Origin of the sequence: Rheinheimera sp. MM224, from assembly GCF_947090785.1 — a bacterium.
Taxonomy (GTDB): Bacteria; Pseudomonadota; Gammaproteobacteria; order Enterobacterales; family Alteromonadaceae; genus Pararheinheimera.
In genome coordinates, this window is the sequence record NZ_OX352320.1 from 3,507,555 (window position 1) to 3,523,571 (window position 16,017).

The 16,017-nt window shown below is 48.4% G+C and carries 17 protein-coding genes; all 17 read right to left on the bottom strand.

All coding sequences use genetic code 11. The annotated features are described in order from the left end of the window. Positions 1-9: 9 nt before the first annotated feature. A complete protein-coding gene (locus tag OM978_RS16585; protein ID WP_264343376.1) occupies positions 10-414 on the bottom strand; it encodes a type IV pilin protein in 405 nt (134 codons plus the stop codon). Then, the gene (locus OM978_RS16590) at positions 411-1,973 is read right to left on the bottom strand and encodes a hypothetical protein (protein ID WP_264343378.1); all 1,563 of its coding nucleotides are present in this window, start codon (positions 1,971-1,973) and stop codon (positions 411-413) included. Before OM978_RS16590 ends, OM978_RS16585 begins: the two co-directional genes overlap by 4 nt. After that, the gene (locus OM978_RS16595) at positions 1,960-2,343 is read right to left on the bottom strand and encodes a hypothetical protein (RefSeq protein WP_264343380.1); all 384 of its coding nucleotides are present in this window, start codon (positions 2,341-2,343) and stop codon (positions 1,960-1,962) included. Before OM978_RS16595 ends, OM978_RS16590 begins: the two co-directional genes overlap by 14 nt. Before the next feature lie 12 nt (positions 2,344-2,355). Further along, positions 2,356-3,297, bottom strand: coding sequence for a PilW family protein (locus tag OM978_RS16600; protein WP_264343381.1), 942 nt, complete (start codon positions 3,295-3,297; stop codon positions 2,356-2,358). 1 nt (position 3,298) lies between these two features. After that, positions 3,299-3,814, bottom strand: coding sequence for a prepilin-type N-terminal cleavage/methylation domain-containing protein (locus OM978_RS16605; RefSeq protein WP_264343382.1), 516 nt, complete (start codon positions 3,812-3,814; stop codon positions 3,299-3,301). Between the two features lie 39 nt (positions 3,815-3,853). Further along, positions 3,854-4,279, bottom strand: a complete 426-nt coding sequence (locus tag OM978_RS16610) for a type IV pilin protein (protein WP_264343383.1) — start codon at positions 4,277-4,279, stop codon at positions 3,854-3,856. Further along, entirely contained in the window at positions 4,279-6,642 is a 2,364-nt protein-coding gene (locus tag OM978_RS16615) for a pilus assembly protein (protein WP_264343384.1), read from the bottom strand. The genes OM978_RS16610 and OM978_RS16615 overlap by 1 nt, the downstream gene beginning before the upstream one ends. Then, on the bottom strand, positions 6,615-7,733 hold the full coding sequence (locus OM978_RS16620) for a hypothetical protein (RefSeq protein WP_264343385.1): 1,119 nt from the start codon (positions 7,731-7,733) through the stop codon (positions 6,615-6,617). The genes OM978_RS16615 and OM978_RS16620 overlap by 28 nt, the downstream gene beginning before the upstream one ends. Positions 7,734-7,751: 18 nt before the next feature. Further along, positions 7,752-8,276, bottom strand: a complete 525-nt coding sequence (locus OM978_RS16625) for a PilX N-terminal domain-containing pilus assembly protein (RefSeq protein ID WP_264343387.1) — start codon at positions 8,274-8,276, stop codon at positions 7,752-7,754. A 2-nt stretch (positions 8,277-8,278) separates the two neighbouring features. Then, positions 8,279-9,211: a PilW family protein gene (locus tag OM978_RS16630; protein WP_264343388.1), complete on the bottom strand. Its 933-nt coding sequence runs from the start codon at positions 9,209-9,211 to the stop codon at positions 8,279-8,281. Further along, positions 9,208-9,630 carry a type IV pilus modification protein PilV gene (gene pilV / locus OM978_RS16635; protein WP_264343389.1) on the bottom strand — a complete coding sequence of 141 codons (423 nt, stop codon included), beginning with the start codon at positions 9,628-9,630 and terminating at the stop codon, positions 9,208-9,210. The genes OM978_RS16630 and pilV overlap by 4 nt, the downstream gene beginning before the upstream one ends. A 12-nt stretch (positions 9,631-9,642) precedes the next feature. After that, a complete protein-coding gene (locus OM978_RS16640) occupies positions 9,643-10,170 on the bottom strand; it encodes a GspH/FimT family pseudopilin (protein ID WP_264343390.1) in 528 nt (175 codons plus the stop codon). A gap of 160 nt (positions 10,171-10,330) precedes the next feature. Further along, positions 10,331-11,260 carry a 4-hydroxy-3-methylbut-2-enyl diphosphate reductase gene (gene ispH / locus OM978_RS16645; RefSeq protein WP_233011051.1) on the bottom strand — a complete coding sequence of 310 codons (930 nt, stop codon included), beginning with the start codon at positions 11,258-11,260 and terminating at the stop codon, positions 10,331-10,333. Between the two features lie 2 nt (positions 11,261-11,262). Then, complete coding sequence (gene fkpB / locus OM978_RS16650) at positions 11,263-11,694, bottom strand: FKBP-type peptidyl-prolyl cis-trans isomerase (protein ID WP_127688106.1); 432 nt, start codon at positions 11,692-11,694, stop codon at positions 11,263-11,265. After that, positions 11,691-12,197 (bottom strand): signal peptidase II, encoded by a 507-nt coding sequence (gene lspA / locus OM978_RS16655; protein ID WP_233011049.1) that lies wholly within the window; start codon positions 12,195-12,197, stop codon positions 11,691-11,693. Before lspA ends, fkpB begins: the two co-directional genes overlap by 4 nt. Beyond that, the gene (ileS, locus tag OM978_RS16660) at positions 12,197-15,025 is read right to left on the bottom strand and encodes an isoleucine--tRNA ligase (protein ID WP_264343393.1); all 2,829 of its coding nucleotides are present in this window, start codon (positions 15,023-15,025) and stop codon (positions 12,197-12,199) included. Before ileS ends, lspA begins: the two co-directional genes overlap by 1 nt. Before the next feature lie 53 nt (positions 15,026-15,078). Continuing rightward, the gene (ribF, locus tag OM978_RS16665) at positions 15,079-16,011 is read right to left on the bottom strand and encodes a bifunctional riboflavin kinase/FAD synthetase (RefSeq protein ID WP_264343395.1); all 933 of its coding nucleotides are present in this window, start codon (positions 16,009-16,011) and stop codon (positions 15,079-15,081) included. Between the last annotated feature and the right edge of the window lie 6 nt (positions 16,012-16,017).

The window sequence follows — 16,017 nt, forward strand, 5'->3', positions numbered from 1 at the left end:
ATTATTGGCTTAATAAGTCCAGCAGACTGAGCCTGGTTCACTACTTTTTTGACCATAATTATTAAGCAAAAATACCTGACAACTTTTATCTTCTGTCTGAGCTTGTTGGGCCTGAGCTTTCAGTTGATACCCTTGTTCTGTGACCACTGCACTAATTTTATAACGGCCTGATTCGGTCAAAAACTGCTTCGTCGCAAACCCCAGTTCTGTCAGATCTGCGCTGTATCGCCGCTGATCCACCAGCAACATTTCCTGCAAACCTGCCACTTTCAACAAGGCTTGCATGGCTTCGGCTCTGTAGCTTTTCAGCACATGATCCTGATAGCCTGGTAATAACACAGAAGCTAAAATCCCCATAATAGCCAGCACGACCAACAGCTCAATAATACCTATACCCCGCCCCCTGAATTTCATTCATAAGCTCCTTCTTCATTATGATAAGTGCCCATCAACTGCCAGCGCGGGAAGCTGCCTTGCTGAATAGTCTTGCTGCAATGAGTGCAGTCAGGACTGATCTCCAACATATTCTCAATCAACACCTGCTGACGATTTTGCTCAATCAAAGCAAAACCACCTTGGGTGTTTGCTTTCACCTTAAGCGGTCCCACAGCCTCATCCAGAGGTAAAATCGGGTCGCGATAAACAGCAGAAGCATGATGTAAATGCAAAGCCATCAGGGCTGAAGAACTATGTTCGAGGCTACAGAGATGCTCAGCACTCTGATCTAATAACGTGAGGTAAACCACACCAGCTGCTACAACAGGCATATGGGTCAGACGCCCGGTTAATTGACTGTACCAGCCATTTTTTTGCTGAATGAGTTGCCAATGCTGTGGTGTTAATACCGCAAGCTCAGGCGCCTGAGGTAAAGTTCTGTCGACCAAATCAGAGGAGTTCGAAAGCTGTCCGTCTTGCTGTTTCAAAACAACAAAAACACTGTTTTGTTGTTGCAAGGCCCCCAATAGCACCAGCCACTGGCTGCGCCGTGAATGAAAGTCGCTGCCTGAACCACCTACAGGCACAGCTGCATATAAAGTGCGGATAAACTGGATATCGCTGAATTTCAGCCCGGATAAGTCAGCGACAGCTTTGACATCATAAAACTGGTTATTCTCCATATGAGCCTGCCAGATTTGACCCGCTTTAGTGCTGAAAATCAGGCTTTCTGCATTGGAATCTCTATTGTGATCATACAGCGTCATTGCCCCTGACAGCATAGATACATTCTGATCCGTCGTTAATCTGGCTTGCACAGATCCCGTGTTCAGATCCACTTTGTACACCAGAGTTCGCTGCTCAGTATCTGCCGTATTGGGCAATAAAAGCGACAAAGCAGGTAATGCTGGTTTATTGGTCGCATGCAGCACTAACAAGGGCTGTGCCATAGATCCGGCTAAATCGTCAAAACCCGCTGTGGCTGAACTTACAGACCACAAAAGTTCAACCTGTTCAAGGCTACGAAGCTCTAACGCGAAATACAGAGGGCTGCTGTTACTGCTGCCACTGACCATAATCAGCTGACCCTTAATCCCGAGCTGTTGCTCCGTGAGCAGTAAGGGTTGATGCGTCTGTTGATCGAGATCAGTCAGTTGAGCCTTTAGTTGCGACAGTACTGGTAACAAACCCCATGGCAACCACCAAATGGTCTTTTTCGCCTTGTCATCTGTAAAGAGTTTTAGCACACCGGCATAGCTCACCAGCTTATAACTGGCATCAATATAGGCAGGTAAGGCCTGGGCTTGTACATCCAGTGTGCTGCAAGACAAAGCGTCCAGCAGTTCAGGCAACTCCGTAAGCCACTGTGTTGTTTCTTCTGCACTGAGTTTCAGATGATCCGAAAGCAAATCATGCTGCTCAGTGGTAAGTTCAGTCAGCTGCACAGAACCCACTTCTGGAATATGGCTCCAGTACAGCTCTGCCAAAAGGGGATGGCTGCATAACAATAAACATAAGCCCAGCCTATAAAACTCCATCCCTGCCTCCTTCAGGCAAAGATTGCCTGACCAGAAAGCTGGTGACACTATGTTGATGATGGACAGATCGCTCCGTCGTCTGAACCTGATGCCACTCGCACTTCAGCGAGATATCACTCCAGGCGGCATACAATGCAGGGCATGGCACCAGAACAAAAATACCTGCTTCCGCAGCTCCTTGCTTAAGTTGCAGTATTTGCTGTGCATGCTTACTTTGGGTTTGTTGCTTTAATTGAGAAGATAAAGTGGCACTGCCTGCCAACTTTTGACTTAATTGTGTCTGCACTAGCATAGGTAAGGTCATGCAACTTAAAATCAGCATTAGTATTAAGGTGGTGACCAGAATAAAACCTTTAGAACTCAACATCATAACGACCTCCTTTTATAAGCGTGTGTTGCTAAATGCCACAGAACTGCTGACTAACAGGCGTCGAAACGGATCAGAAGGAGCTTTAAACCACTCTTGCCCCATTTGATAAAGCTGATTGTTTTGGTAACTAAAATCCTCGTCTAAACTGCGTAACAGCAAGTAAAACTTAATATTGATAATGCGATGCTTTTGTTGTTGCCAATGCTCTGGCTGCATCTGTGCTGTACTCAGGTAATAGTCAACCTGACCATCTAAATTGGCATCAAGACCAAATTCAAAATGCATCCTCTCAACCCCATCCATCACAGAATCTGTGCTCATAATGCTTTGGCCGGCAGCATTGCGGATCAAACGTTTACGCATCAGCACCGGCACTATGTCGCCAGCATGTTTTTGTTCACTGATATAAAAAACCTGATGGGTAAAAGGCCAATACATAGAATCAGGCACCAGATCAGCGCTTGAGCTGGTGACAAATTGACTGCCTGCTGCTGAAGTTTCAAAATAAAACCGGTTTGAGCGCATCTGAGTCGCAGCCAAACTGCTGCCGACAATACGTTTGAACTGCAATAATTCAGAGCCGGGTTTGGGCTGGCTTAGACAATCCAGATGATTGTATTGCTGCACCAACTCAGCATACAAACTCAGATAGGGCTGACCTTTAACAGGAAAACTACCAGCATCAGTTTCTGCAACACAGTCGCCCAGTACAGGAGCAAGCTGATGGGAAGCTGACGCCACATCAGCCAGACTACGACCGGCAAAAAACATCAGATTGGGTAGCTCAGCCTGAAACAGACTCATCAACATCTGACTATTCTGCTGCAATTGTACCAACTGCTGAGTTTGACGGTTGGACTGCTGAGTCGCTAATACAGTCCCAATCAAAAAGGTCATCAGCACTAACCCCAAAGTCAGGCTGACCAACAACTCCAGTAAAGTGAAACCGCGCATTTCAAGGCACTACCATAGAAACTTGCAGCCGGTTGGGTGATACATCACAAACGGATGACGGACGTTGAATTTGCACTTTAGCCAAAGAGCGCCAACTTAACTGTATAAGTTTTTGATCGGCCTGCTGACGAATGCAAAGCGCGGGTTGCTGTAATAACTGCAAGCTTTGCGGATGACCAGAAGCACTTAAGGTACTGTATAAATGGTACTGGCTCAATTGCTCTGCATCACAAGAATAGCTTTCGGTGCAATCGGCGGGCTGTTCTGCAGTCCAGAGTGGATGTATACCCTGGTAAAGTTCAGCTGAGTTGTTATGGCTTGCCATTCGTCCGGCTAATTCAGTGGTCAGGGCCAAAGCTATGGTTTGCTGTGTCGCCATAATCACTTGCTGACGGGCAAGCAAAGAAGCGCCTAAGGCTCCAAGCCCCGTCAGGCACAACAATAATAAACTGATCAAAACTTCGGTTAAGGTGAAACCAGAGGCATTTGGCATATCCATGTGCCCATCAAAGTCCATTTACCTTAAATTTACCTCTGTTCCTCAAAAGGTCAAATCCTACCAGCACTTTTTCACAATGGTCGCACCAGTGCCACCGTTGGCGCCTTTAATACCGGCCTGGTTGTAACTTAACGAGTCGCAGTCGTCACTTGCTTGTGCGCCAGTCGCCGTTGCGGTTAGCGTAAAAGTGCGGCTGTCTAAATCATCCAGATCAAAGCTAAAACGTTCAGATAAATCATTGCTGCATTGCAATTCAGGCAATTCAGTAGCGTCACCATTGTTGGTGGCGTAGGTCATATTGGTGGTATACACCCTTTCCATAAACTGAGCGTATTCCAACAAACAGGCGGCGGCGCTTGCTCTGGCGCTGCTGAGCATATAGCCCTGATAAGAAGGCACAGCTATGGCGGTTAATGTACCCACTATGGTAATAGCGATTAACAGCTCAATCAGGGAAAAGCCACGATTTTTGCTTGTTTGCATTAGTTGTCTACCTCGCGCCATGACACCCGGCCACGTCTGATTTGGGTGTTTACGTCTAAATTCACCACATTGGTGTCGGCTAAACCCACCGCCATTTTGTCTTCAAAAAACAGCGGTTCAGTGGGCATACTGTCAAAACGTACGCCGGATAATTCCACCACCTCATCGCCTTCGTTCACGCCATCGTCCTGATTAAAATCTTCGTCGCCTGAAATATCAAAGAAATGGTATTTCAAGCGGCCGCCGTGAAAAGGGTCTATTGCCATCACGTAGCCATCCCCTTCCGGATTACACACATTACTGTCGGGAATAATACTGTTGACCACTAAGGTCGTGCCGACCAAACGGGGCGAAGACACTATGCGCTCGCGCTCATCGGGTAAGTCGATAAACCAGCCTTTAAAACCCGCCATGTCGTTGGCTGCAGAAGAAGATACAGTACGCCCTTCGGTGCCATTGCTGTGGCTGACATTGGTTAAAATGCGCTCTTTAAGCAAAGTGCGGCCAGATAAAGCCGTGCCATCCATAATGCCGTACCAGCTTTGTTCGTCGTCCAGTTGAGGATCCGGGGTTTCCAGATAACGGCCTGTGCCAAAAAACACCCACAGCTTGCCGGTTTTAGGTTCAGAGCCAAGCGCTATGCCACCTGTGATGGATTGTGGATCTCCGGCTGCATTTTCAGCCTGATACAGAGGGCCGCCGCCATAAGCTACAGCCCAATTGCTGGGGTTATTGGACGATAAATCAAACTTCCAGACATTACCCTGTAAATCTCCGGCAAAAATCCAGTCGGTATTGCCGTTTTTGCTGTAATCCCAGCCTTCAATCTGCCCCAGACCATTATCGCCAGAACCGCTAGCGATCTCTAAATCATCCCCGCTGACCATAGATTCGCCGGTTTCAATATCCAGCACTAACAAACCCGGCCGGCCCGTGCTGTTATTGTAACCATACCCAATCACCACCCCCCATTTACCGTTATTTAAACGGGTGATAATAGGTTTGGTTGTGGTGATCCCTAACTGCGGATAACTTTTATCCCACAATAAACTGGCCTCGCTGATTTGAGCCGGGTTGGTAATATCCAGAGCAAAGATACTGTTTCCTCCGCGCCCAGTGCTGCCCACTAATACTGTGCGCCAACTGCCGTCAAAATACACATCGGCCGACACCGCTGTGCCATCCACAAAATAGTCTTTTTGAATCACACCACTGACATTGGGTTCACTTAAAGCTTTCAGGTTTGTCGCGGCGGTCAGCATTTGGCGTGGTACATAAGCAAAAGCCTCAGCTCCGGTCGTCGCATTAAACGCATGCAGCATACCGTCATTGGCGCCGACATAAATCAATGGCTGACGGGCTCTGTAAGCGGCCACATGAGCCTTGTAACTGCTGGCTTCAGGCCAGTTGTACGAGTGGTAATTAAAATTAACAGGAGCGCCAACATAGACTGGCGAAGAGTTGGCTATATCACCTAAAGCTGTGGATCTATTGCGATAGCTGCCGCCATTTTGTTGCTCCAGTGCCGGATTGCCTCGCAGATAATCCACCACATTACTGCTGCCCAAAGCAGCCTGCTGGCTCCCGACGCCACTGGTTAAATTCGCCCAGATAAATACGTCCGCAGAGGTTTCGGTTTTACCAAAATAAATCACTCTGTCGTCCCAGTCCGGCATTTCTTCAGCCGCACTCCAGACATAACTGGTGGTGTCTTCAATGTTGTAATTCACCAAATCACCACTCCAGTCACCGCTGTTAAAACGGCCCTGATACACGCTTTGCTCAGCCTGTAATGAAGTGGTGGTGCCGGCTAAATTTGAACCAGAAGCAACGCGGGCAATAATAGCGGATAAGGTATTGGATAAGCCTGTGGCAAAAGTATCAGGGTCAGCGGCACTAAAAAAGCCGCCTCTGCTGTTCACCGCCGCATGCAATAAATCATCAATTTTTGCCGGTTGTGTTGCCAGAGGATCAGGCCAGGAAATAGCACTGCTTGCGCCTATGGCGTTAAAAGCTGTCGCTGAACTTATGGTGCCTTCCACGCCAAGCCCAACACCAAAAGTCACCATATGTTGCCAAAATGCAGGGTTAATCGGGCTGGTCGGCACTAAGTTATCCAGATCGGTGCGTAAATCGCGCTTCCAGTAGTACATAGCCACATCGGCCAGTGTATTGCTGCGACCGTCAGAAAAAGGCCCGGTTGCTGCGTACACATAAGAGATTCCACCGGGCTTAGGAATGGTTTGGTTGTTGGTGGTACTGCCATCGTTATTCGAGCGTGCAGCCGCTGTTTGGGCCTGCGAAGCGCTGTCCTCACTCCAATAGCCGTCTGTCATCAGTATGCTGTAACTTTGACGACACATAATATGCTGGGTGTCATCGTCTGTACCTGGGGTCCCCCCCAAGGCCCTTTGTTGTCAGTTCTGGAGTAATACAGTCCTGCATCATTGAGCGCCTTACGCAAAGGCGTGCCGTTGTAGGCATATACCCGCTCGTACAGCTGATCGTAAAAACTTTGTTTGTCACCACCGGTAAAAGGCCGCACCCCGTTGATCACAGTACTGACAGCTGCACCATCGACAGTACTGCTGCCTTTGTTTATCGCGCCAAAACCAACCCGTAAAGCTTCAGTTTGGGTAGAAAAAGCCCGGCCTATACCGGCCTGCGAAGCCAACAAACGGGAGCGGTAATACGTATACCAATTGGCAAAATTCTGCATTTCCTGCACATAACTGCAGGTTCCTGCAGTACAGTCGGTGCGATTGTCACGTCCTTCGCCGCTATAACTTAAAGTCGCTGCGTTAATTTCTATACGCTGGTAATTGGTGTAGGTAAATAAACTGCCGCCTGTATGGTTGTAATACACAGCGGGATAAAAAGTACGGCTAGCCGTCACATTCTGGCAGCTGCTTTTAGCTGTGGCGGTAATAGTGCAATACCGCCATCCTGCACTGGAAGTTTCATTCACCGTCAGGTTGCGACTGCCTTTGAAGGTTCGAAACGGATGGTGATAAGCAGCTGCCGGATTAGAGTTTGGATAGGAAGTTCCGTCTGCTTTGATCCAGGGTTTATAGGTAATAGACGGATTATAGTAGGACTTGTTCAGTGCATAAGAGCGCAGCGCTCTGGCAAATAAAGCTTCGTTGTTATTGGCTGCGTTGAGGTTAGTTGCGTTACTTTCATCCCGAAATGACACCACCTGATGAGTTGCATCCGAATCACCATAAAGCCCTGTGACTCTGGGATACACATAATGCGGATCATCCGCATACAAATCAGGTGTAATTTCCCAGTGCATAGAACCCGAATCATCAATCATAAACATGATATTGGGTTCTACCGAGCTGCCGGTTTGCAAGGGTGGCGAAGTTAAATCCAAGGCTGCAAAACTACAGGAGCTGGTGAGCATCAGGCTGACCAGCATAATTTTTGTGCAGGATGTTTGTATTTTCATTACATCAGCCTTTGCAGTTTAGCGTCTGAACAAACTTTGCAGCATGACAGCAGCTCTGCCGTTGTCCGACACTGTGCGTGCCGTAATACGGAAAGTAGGTGATAAACACCCTACTGAAATTTTATCTTTACTGGCGACATCAGCACATTCAGGCGGATAGGGCCAGTCGCCCATGTATTCAATCAGGTACTGCGCACCGGTTTCGTTGTTGTCGTTCAGTGTCGTAGCAGACAACCAGAGTAAACCATTGTCATTCCAACGGTCGTCAGCACCAGCGACAGGCAAATCATAGACACCTGCGCCATCAATCAAAGCTACAGGGTCATTGACGTTTAGCATCACCTCAGCTTCCAGCAAAGCAGCTTCAACCTGCTGATAAGACACTTGTCTGTCGTACAAATTGGCACTCATACGTTCCTGTAATAAGCTTGACTGCATACTGCTGACAGCCACCAGCGTAATGGCCAATAACAACAATAAACTGATCACCAGCGCTATACCTTGCTGTTGTGCGGGATAAGAGAACCGGGCTGTAGTTTTCATAGCTAAATCCTGTTCCTGATGCTGATCTGGTAGTTCATCCGGCTCATTTGTTCAGGTAACTGCAGATCCGAAGATCCGGTAGCAATAAACTGCAGCGAAATACGCACTGAAATAATATCCATCCAGTCCACCACCAGATCAGCATCACGCCAGCTTCTGCTGCGCTCATCCATAAATTCCAGCTGTAAATCGCTGACGCCATAAAGAATTTCTTCAGCAGCGCTGTTATTTCTGACCCGAAACAAAGATGTACTTTGCTTATCGCTACTGGCAGCTATATACCAGCTGACTGAATCAAAATTCATCAGCATCGCATTGACCGCATACTGTTTTACAGTGCCGCTGGCACCATCACACAACAATGGAAAGCCCATGCCTGAGGTGCAATTGCTGGCACTAACTTCGTGGAACACGCTGGTCAAATCTGTACTGCTTGCACTGAAAATGCTGCTTAATGCTTCGTCACAGAGGATCAACAAGTCGCCGCTTTGAATTTGATGTTCAGAGCTCAGAACCAACTGACTCAAAGCGGCATCATGCGATTCGACACTGTAGCTGCGACCAGAGCCAAACATCAGCCGGATAGCGTCTGTATCGGCCAGCGGATTGACTCCGTTGATAGCAGGAGCAGGTTGCTCAAAACCTTCAATACCGCCATTCCAGATAGCCCAGGCAGAACCCGCTACATTGGCCGCATTGAGCACATTGACGACCCGGGAAGAATTGCCACAGCCAATATAACCGGAGCGCCGGATGTCATTCGCCATTAGCTCAAAGGTGGTGCGGCTTGAATTTTGCAACTCGCCAAGCACAGCATTCAGTTCGGCCGTTTTACTATTGGATAAGTAGACACCTATCACTGCACCCGTCAGTAACAAGCCCAACACCATGGCGATCATCAGTTCGGATAAGGTAAAACCCCGTTGCTGCTTCATGGCCGCACCTGAATGGCAAAATTGGTGGCCCCTGTAACCTTCTCATCTTGCCAGCTGATGCTGATGGTATAAACACCAGCCCCTGCATCCCATGCAACTTCAGGGCAGGCTGTTGTGCCTGTTGCGGTTTGCAACTGCAGTGCCCATTCGGCCAGCAATTCGGATTCGCAATCTCCGGCGTAAGAGCCAGAACGCGCCACGTCAGGGTTTGATCGCATGATTTCAGTTAAAGTGCCAGCCAGAATCAAAGCTGTAGTGCGTTCCTGCGCACTTTGGCTATAGCGCACTGAACTGCTTTGCAAAGCGGCTATCCCCAATAAACCTATGCCCAGCACCAGCACTGAGATCAGAATTTCTATCAATGCAATGCCTTGTTGGCTGTAGCTCTGAGGATAGCTTTGGTTGCAATGGCTAGGCATCAATGCTCCTTATCAACTGCCGCACTGGGACAGCTGAATACTGCTGCGCCCACCGGATAAGAAAGTCAGGGTTCTGCCATTGTCGGCAAATTCAGCGCCATCGGCACACAACTCAAAAGCTGAATTCAACGGCTGGTTGTTTTGACTTCGGATTAAACCCTGCCCACTAAAACGCAGCTCAGTAAAAGCAGCGCTGATGATCAGCCTGCCGTCAAAACGCCCAGCCCGGATCACAGTAGCCGGAGAGGCTGTGTCGATCAGCACCCAGCCGTCCCAGGCACCAGAGGCAGCAGAACAGTCATCCAACTCTGCATTGGCTTTACATAAACGTATGGTTTGATTTTGTTTGATCGCTTCAGAGCGAGCCAGCTGGATCACGGTGAGCAGTTCATTGGCCTGACCCGACAAGCGGTTTCGGGCCAATAAATCAGTAAACGAAGGCACAGCGACAGCCACAAGTACTAACAGCACCAGAATGGAGATCATCAGTTCTATCAGGGTAAAAGCTTTTTGCCGCTGCAACAAAGGACGGTCATCCATTTGTTTACTACTCCCATAGGCCACCTGCTGATATGGACCAAGGGTTTAAGCATAGCAAAAGATCTGAAGGACGCTAGGAAGGCAATACCATAGCTATCCCCAAAGCCTGAACTTTAGGGATAGCTGGTTAACAAGAGGAAAAGTATTTGAAAACAGACGATTAGCGAAGCTCTGCTGGCACCGCAAAAATAACGTTTTCTTCACGGCCAGGGTGCTCAATCACTTGTTTGCCACCCCATTCAGTCAAACGCTGTACAACCTGCTGCACCAGCACTTCAGGTGCTGAAGCCCCTGCAGTGACACCGACAGATTTGACGTCTTTTAACCACTCCTGCTGGATATCAGCCGCGGTATCTATCAGGTAAGAGCGACAGCCCATCTTTTCGGCGAGTTCTCGTAATCGATTCGAGTTACTGCTGTTTTTAGCGCCCACCACCAGCAACAATTCTGATTTGGCAGAAAGTTCACGCACCGCATCCTGACGGTTTTGTGTGGCATAACAAATGTCGTCTTTACGTGGCCCTTCGATATCAGGGAAACGTTTGCGCAGCGCATCAATCACATCAGCGGTATCATCCACAGATAAGGTCGTCTGGCTGCTGAAACACAATACTGCCGGGTTTTTCACCTGCAGCTTTTCAACATCATCCACCGACTCGACCAGGTAAATACCACCTTCAGCGTTGTCGTATTGGCCCATAGTGCCTTCCACCTCAGGATGTCCGGCATGGCCAATCAGGATACATTCAATACCTTTACGACTGGCACGGGTGACTTCCATATGCACTTTGGTCACCAGCGGACAAGTGGCATCAAACACCTTCAAACCACGTTGTTTCGCATTTTCACGTACGGCCTGTGACACACCATGGGCACTGAAAATGACGATAGCATCGTCCGGCACTTCGTCCAGCTCGTCGACAAAGACTGCACCGGCGCGACGTAAGCCATCAACCACAAATTTGTTATGCACCACTTCATGGCGCACATAAATAGGCGGTTCGTAAATTTCCAGCGCACGGGACACTATGCTGATAGCACGATCGACACCGGCACAAAAACCACGTGGATTGGCGAGTAAGATATCCATAATTAATTGATAACCTGTACGATTTCAACATTAAAGGTCAGAGTCTGACCTGCCAGTGGATGGTTAAAATCTACTGTAACAGACTCCCCCACCACTTCACGAATAAGACCCGGCAATTCAGAACCGTCTGGCATAGCAAAACCTACGATCATGCCGACTTTTGCCGGCGCGTCACTCGAGAACTTACTGCGGTCGACATAATAAATATTGTCGGGATTAGGCATACCGTAAGCATCTTCAGGCGCCAGGGTAAAAGTACGTTTATCGCCAGCCGCCATGCCACCTAACTGAGCTTCAAAAGCGGGCGACAAGCTGCCATCACCCATTTGCAGTTTGGCCGGTTTGTTGTGCACACGGGTGCTTTCGGCGGCGCTGCCATCGGATAACTTAATATCAAAGTGAAATATCACAGTACTGCCTGGACCTATGATCACTGCTTGTCTCCTGAAGTCGCTTTCTGGGTTTCGCTACTGAAGCTATCCCAGATTAATAAAACAGCGCCAATGCTAATGGCACAATCGGCGATATTAAAAATAGGGTAATGCCAGCTCTGATAAAACACATGCAGAAAATCAACCACATAGCCATACAGGCTGCGGTCGATTAAATTACCAATAGCACCGCTGATAATCAGGCTCAAAGCTAAAGACAATTTCAGCTGGGTTTTCGCTAAACGGCTTAACCATATGGCTAATACGATACTGACCACCACAGCGATCAGGGTGAAAAACCAACGTTGCCAGCCACCTGCATCACCTAAAAATGAAAAAGCAGCGCCATAGTTGCGGGCGTAAGTGAAATTAAAAACCGGCAACAAAGACACAGATTCGCCTAAGCTGAAGTTCTGAATGACCCAGACTTTACTCAATTGGTCAGCGACCAGCACCAATAGCACCAGCCACCACCAGCGCCAGCCGGTTTCTTTAAATATATGCATCAGGCAAACTTCCTTACTTCACCAGCGCCTTCGACGTTATCAACACAGCGGATACAAATCAGCGGATGCGCCGGATTCAGACCCACATCGTGTCTATGGTGCCAGCAACGGTCACACTTAGGCGCAGTGGAAGCATTTAGCACCACAAACAGGTTATCCATTTCGGTCGCTACTGCATCAGCAGGAGCAGCTTCGGCGGATACCACAGCAGTGGAGGTTAACAAGGCAAAACGTAACTCATCACCGATAGAGGTCAGGTCTGTTGCCAGCTGGCCTTTAGCATACAACGTCACTTCAGCTTGTAATGACGCACCAATTTTGCCATCACGACGGCCTACTTCCAGCACCTTGTTGACTGCATCACGCACTTCCAGCAGTTGTTGCCAGAAGGCATCATCAAACTGACCTGCAGGCACTGTGTCTAAGCCCTGGTACCAGACTTCAGTAAAGACAAACTCACTGTGCTGACCTGGCATCACTTCCCAGATTTCCTGCGCAGTGAAGCTCATGATAGGCGCCATCCAGCGCACCATGGCCTGTACCACATGGAATAAAGCAGTCTGACAAGAACGACGGGCTAAACCATCGGTTTTTGCCGTGTACTGACGGTCTTTAATCACGTCTAAGTAGAAACTACCCAACTCCACGGTACAGAAATTCATTAACTTCTGGCTGACCTGATGGAACTGATAGTTTTCATAGGCATCGACAATTTCCTGCTGCAATTTGGCAGCACGTTGCACCAGCCATAAATCCAATTGCACCATCTCTTCAAATGGCACCAGTTGCGTCTCTGGTTCAAAACCTTTTAAGTTCGCCAAAAGGAAACGGGCTGTATTACGGATACGACGGTATTTGTCGGCAGCGCGGTTTAAGATTTCATCAGAGACTGTCATCTCTGAGGTGTAATCCGTAGTGGCAACCCATAAGCGCAGGATATCGGCGCCTAACTTGTTCATCACGTCCTGCGGCGACACCACATTGCCCAACGACTTGGACATTTTGCGGCCTTCACCGTCCACAGTAAAACCATGGGTCAGTACTTGTTTGTATGGGGCATGGTGTTTAATTGCCACACCAGTCATCAGGGACGACATAAACCAGCCACGGTGCTGATCCGAACCTTCTAAATACAGGTCGGCCTGAGTGGCACCATGGAATTCAGCGCGAGGCTCAATCACACAAGCGTGAGTCACACCTGAGTCAAACCAGACGTCCAGTGTGTCTGTTACTTTGACGTACTGAGCCGCATCAGCGCCCAACAAAGTTTCAGCTTCTAAATCAAACCAGGCCTGAATACCAGATTGCTCAACTAATTTTGCGACCTGCTCCATCAGTGCCTGAGTATTCGGGTGCAGAGCGCTGGTATCTTTATCAACAAACAGAGCAATAGGCACACCCCAGGTACGCTGACGGGAAATACACCAGTCCGGACGACCTGCCACCATGTTTTCAATACGCTGCTGACCCCAGTCCGGGATCCAGCGGGTTTTGCCAATCTCTTCTAAAGAAGTGCTGCGCAGCCCTTTTTGTTCCATGCTGATAAACCATTGCGGCGTAGCACGGAAAATAATAGGGGTTTTATGGCGCCAGCAATGTGGGTAGCTGTGCGTTAAGGCTTTATGCACTAAGAGCTTGCCTGCTTCTTTTAAAGCTTCAACCACAGAGTCGTTGGCTTTAAACACATGCTGACCAGCAAAAAGTGGTGTATCCGGCAGATAGACACCGTTCGCGCCTACAGGGTTAGCCACTTCTAAGTTGTAGAGCTTACCAACAGTAAAGTCTTCCGGACCATGGCCAGGCGCCGTATGCACAGCACCTGTACCAGAATCAGTCGTGACGTGATCACCTAAAATCACCGGCACTTCAAAGTCATACAGCGGGTGCTTTAACTTCACCAGCTCCAGTGCCTGACCTTTACAGAACCCTAAATTATGGTAATGCTCAACACCAGCACGGGCCATCACAGCAGTGACTAAATCTGTGGCTAAAATTAAACGCTCAGGGCCATTTGGACCTTGTTCGACTTGCACCAGGCTGTAATCGATTTTGGCGTTCAGTGCCACAGCGCGGTTAGCAGGAATAGTCCAGGGTGTGGTAGTCCAGATCACAACAGACACAGGGCCAGAACCTGTATGACCTTCAGGGTGATCGAATTTATTCACATCAGCTTCGTTCACCAGGGTGAAACGAACATCAATGGCTGGTGATACTTTATCCTGATATTCCACTTCAGCTTCAGCCAAAGCAGAACCACAGTCTGTACACCAGTGCACAGGCTTAAAGCCTTGCTGTAAATGACCGTTGTCGATGATACGACCTAAAGAGCGGATGATATTGGCTTCAGTGGTGAAATCCATAGTGCGGTATGGATTGTCCCAATCGCCTAAAACACCTAAACGGATAAAGTCGACTTTCTGTGCTTCGATTTGCGTCAATGCATAATCACGGCATTTTTGACGGAATTCAGCAGCGCTCAGCTTCACGCCTGGCTTGCCGTATTTCTTTTCAACGACCAGCTCAATAGGCAAGCCATGACAGTCCCAACCCGGCACATAAGGGGCATCGAAGTCAGACAAGGTCTTGGCTTTAACAATCATATCCTTGAGGATTTTATTGACCGCGTGACCAATGTGAATGTTACCGTTGGCGTATGGAGGGCCATCGTGCAGGATAAAGGTTTTTTTACCTTGTTTGGCCTGACGAATTTTCTGGTACAGATTTTTTTCTGTCCAGCTGGCTAACATCTGTGGCTCACGCTGCGCAAGGTTGGCGCGCATGGCAAAAGCCGTGTCCGGTAAATTCAAAGTCTGCTTGTAGTCAGTCATCCGTTGTTGTTCCGTCTTCTTTAAGTTTAAATTCGTGTCGCTTTGCAACTAGCTTAAGCGGGTGGCAAAGCAAAATAATCGCGCGCCTGCTGCGCATCTAATGCAATTTGTTGCTGCAACTGAGCAAGGCCGTCAAAACGTCGTTCCGGCCTGATTTTCTTTTTTAAAATCACTTCAATCTGCTGGCCGTATAAGTCGCCGTTAAAATCAAAAAAATGAGCTTCAAGCTGCTCTTTTTTACCCTGTAACGTCGGCCTGGAACCAATATTGGCAACGCCATGGTAACGCCCCATTTGGGTCACAGCTTCAATGGCATAAACACCATGCACAGGTAAATTTTTACGATAGAGCCAGACATTAGCAGTCGGAAACCCAAGCTGACGCCCAACTTTCTGACCGTGTCTAACCCGACCCATCAATGAAAATGGCCGGCCTAACATTTGTGCAGCCAGTTCTAACTGATCGTGCTCTAAGGCCTGCCGAATTAAAGTGCTGCTAACCCGCTGGTCATTTTGTTTCAGGCTGGCCGTACTACCCAAACCAAAACCATGCTTCGCTGCTGCTTGCTGTAACAAAGCAAAATTACCGGCACGGTTTTTACCAAAACAAAAATCATCACCGACAATCAGATGCTTGACGCCGAGTTTATTCAGCAATAAATCCTGAATAAACTGCTCTGGCTCCTGACCAGCAAACTCACGGGTAAAAGGCACACAGAGCATGCGATCCACACCTTGTTGTGCCAGCCAGTGGTATTTTTCCCGAAAACGGCATAAACGCGCAGGTGCACCTTCAGGGTTAAATAACTCCAGTGGCTGGGGTTCAAACACCATCACCACTGCAGGTAAATTTAACTCTGCCGCTATAGCTTTTAATTGCGTCAGTACCGCCTGATGCCCCAGATGTACGCCATCAAAATTGCCAATAGTTAAGACGCAGCCCTGATGTCTGGGTTGAATTGTATGTAAGCCGCGAATTAACTCCATTCGGTA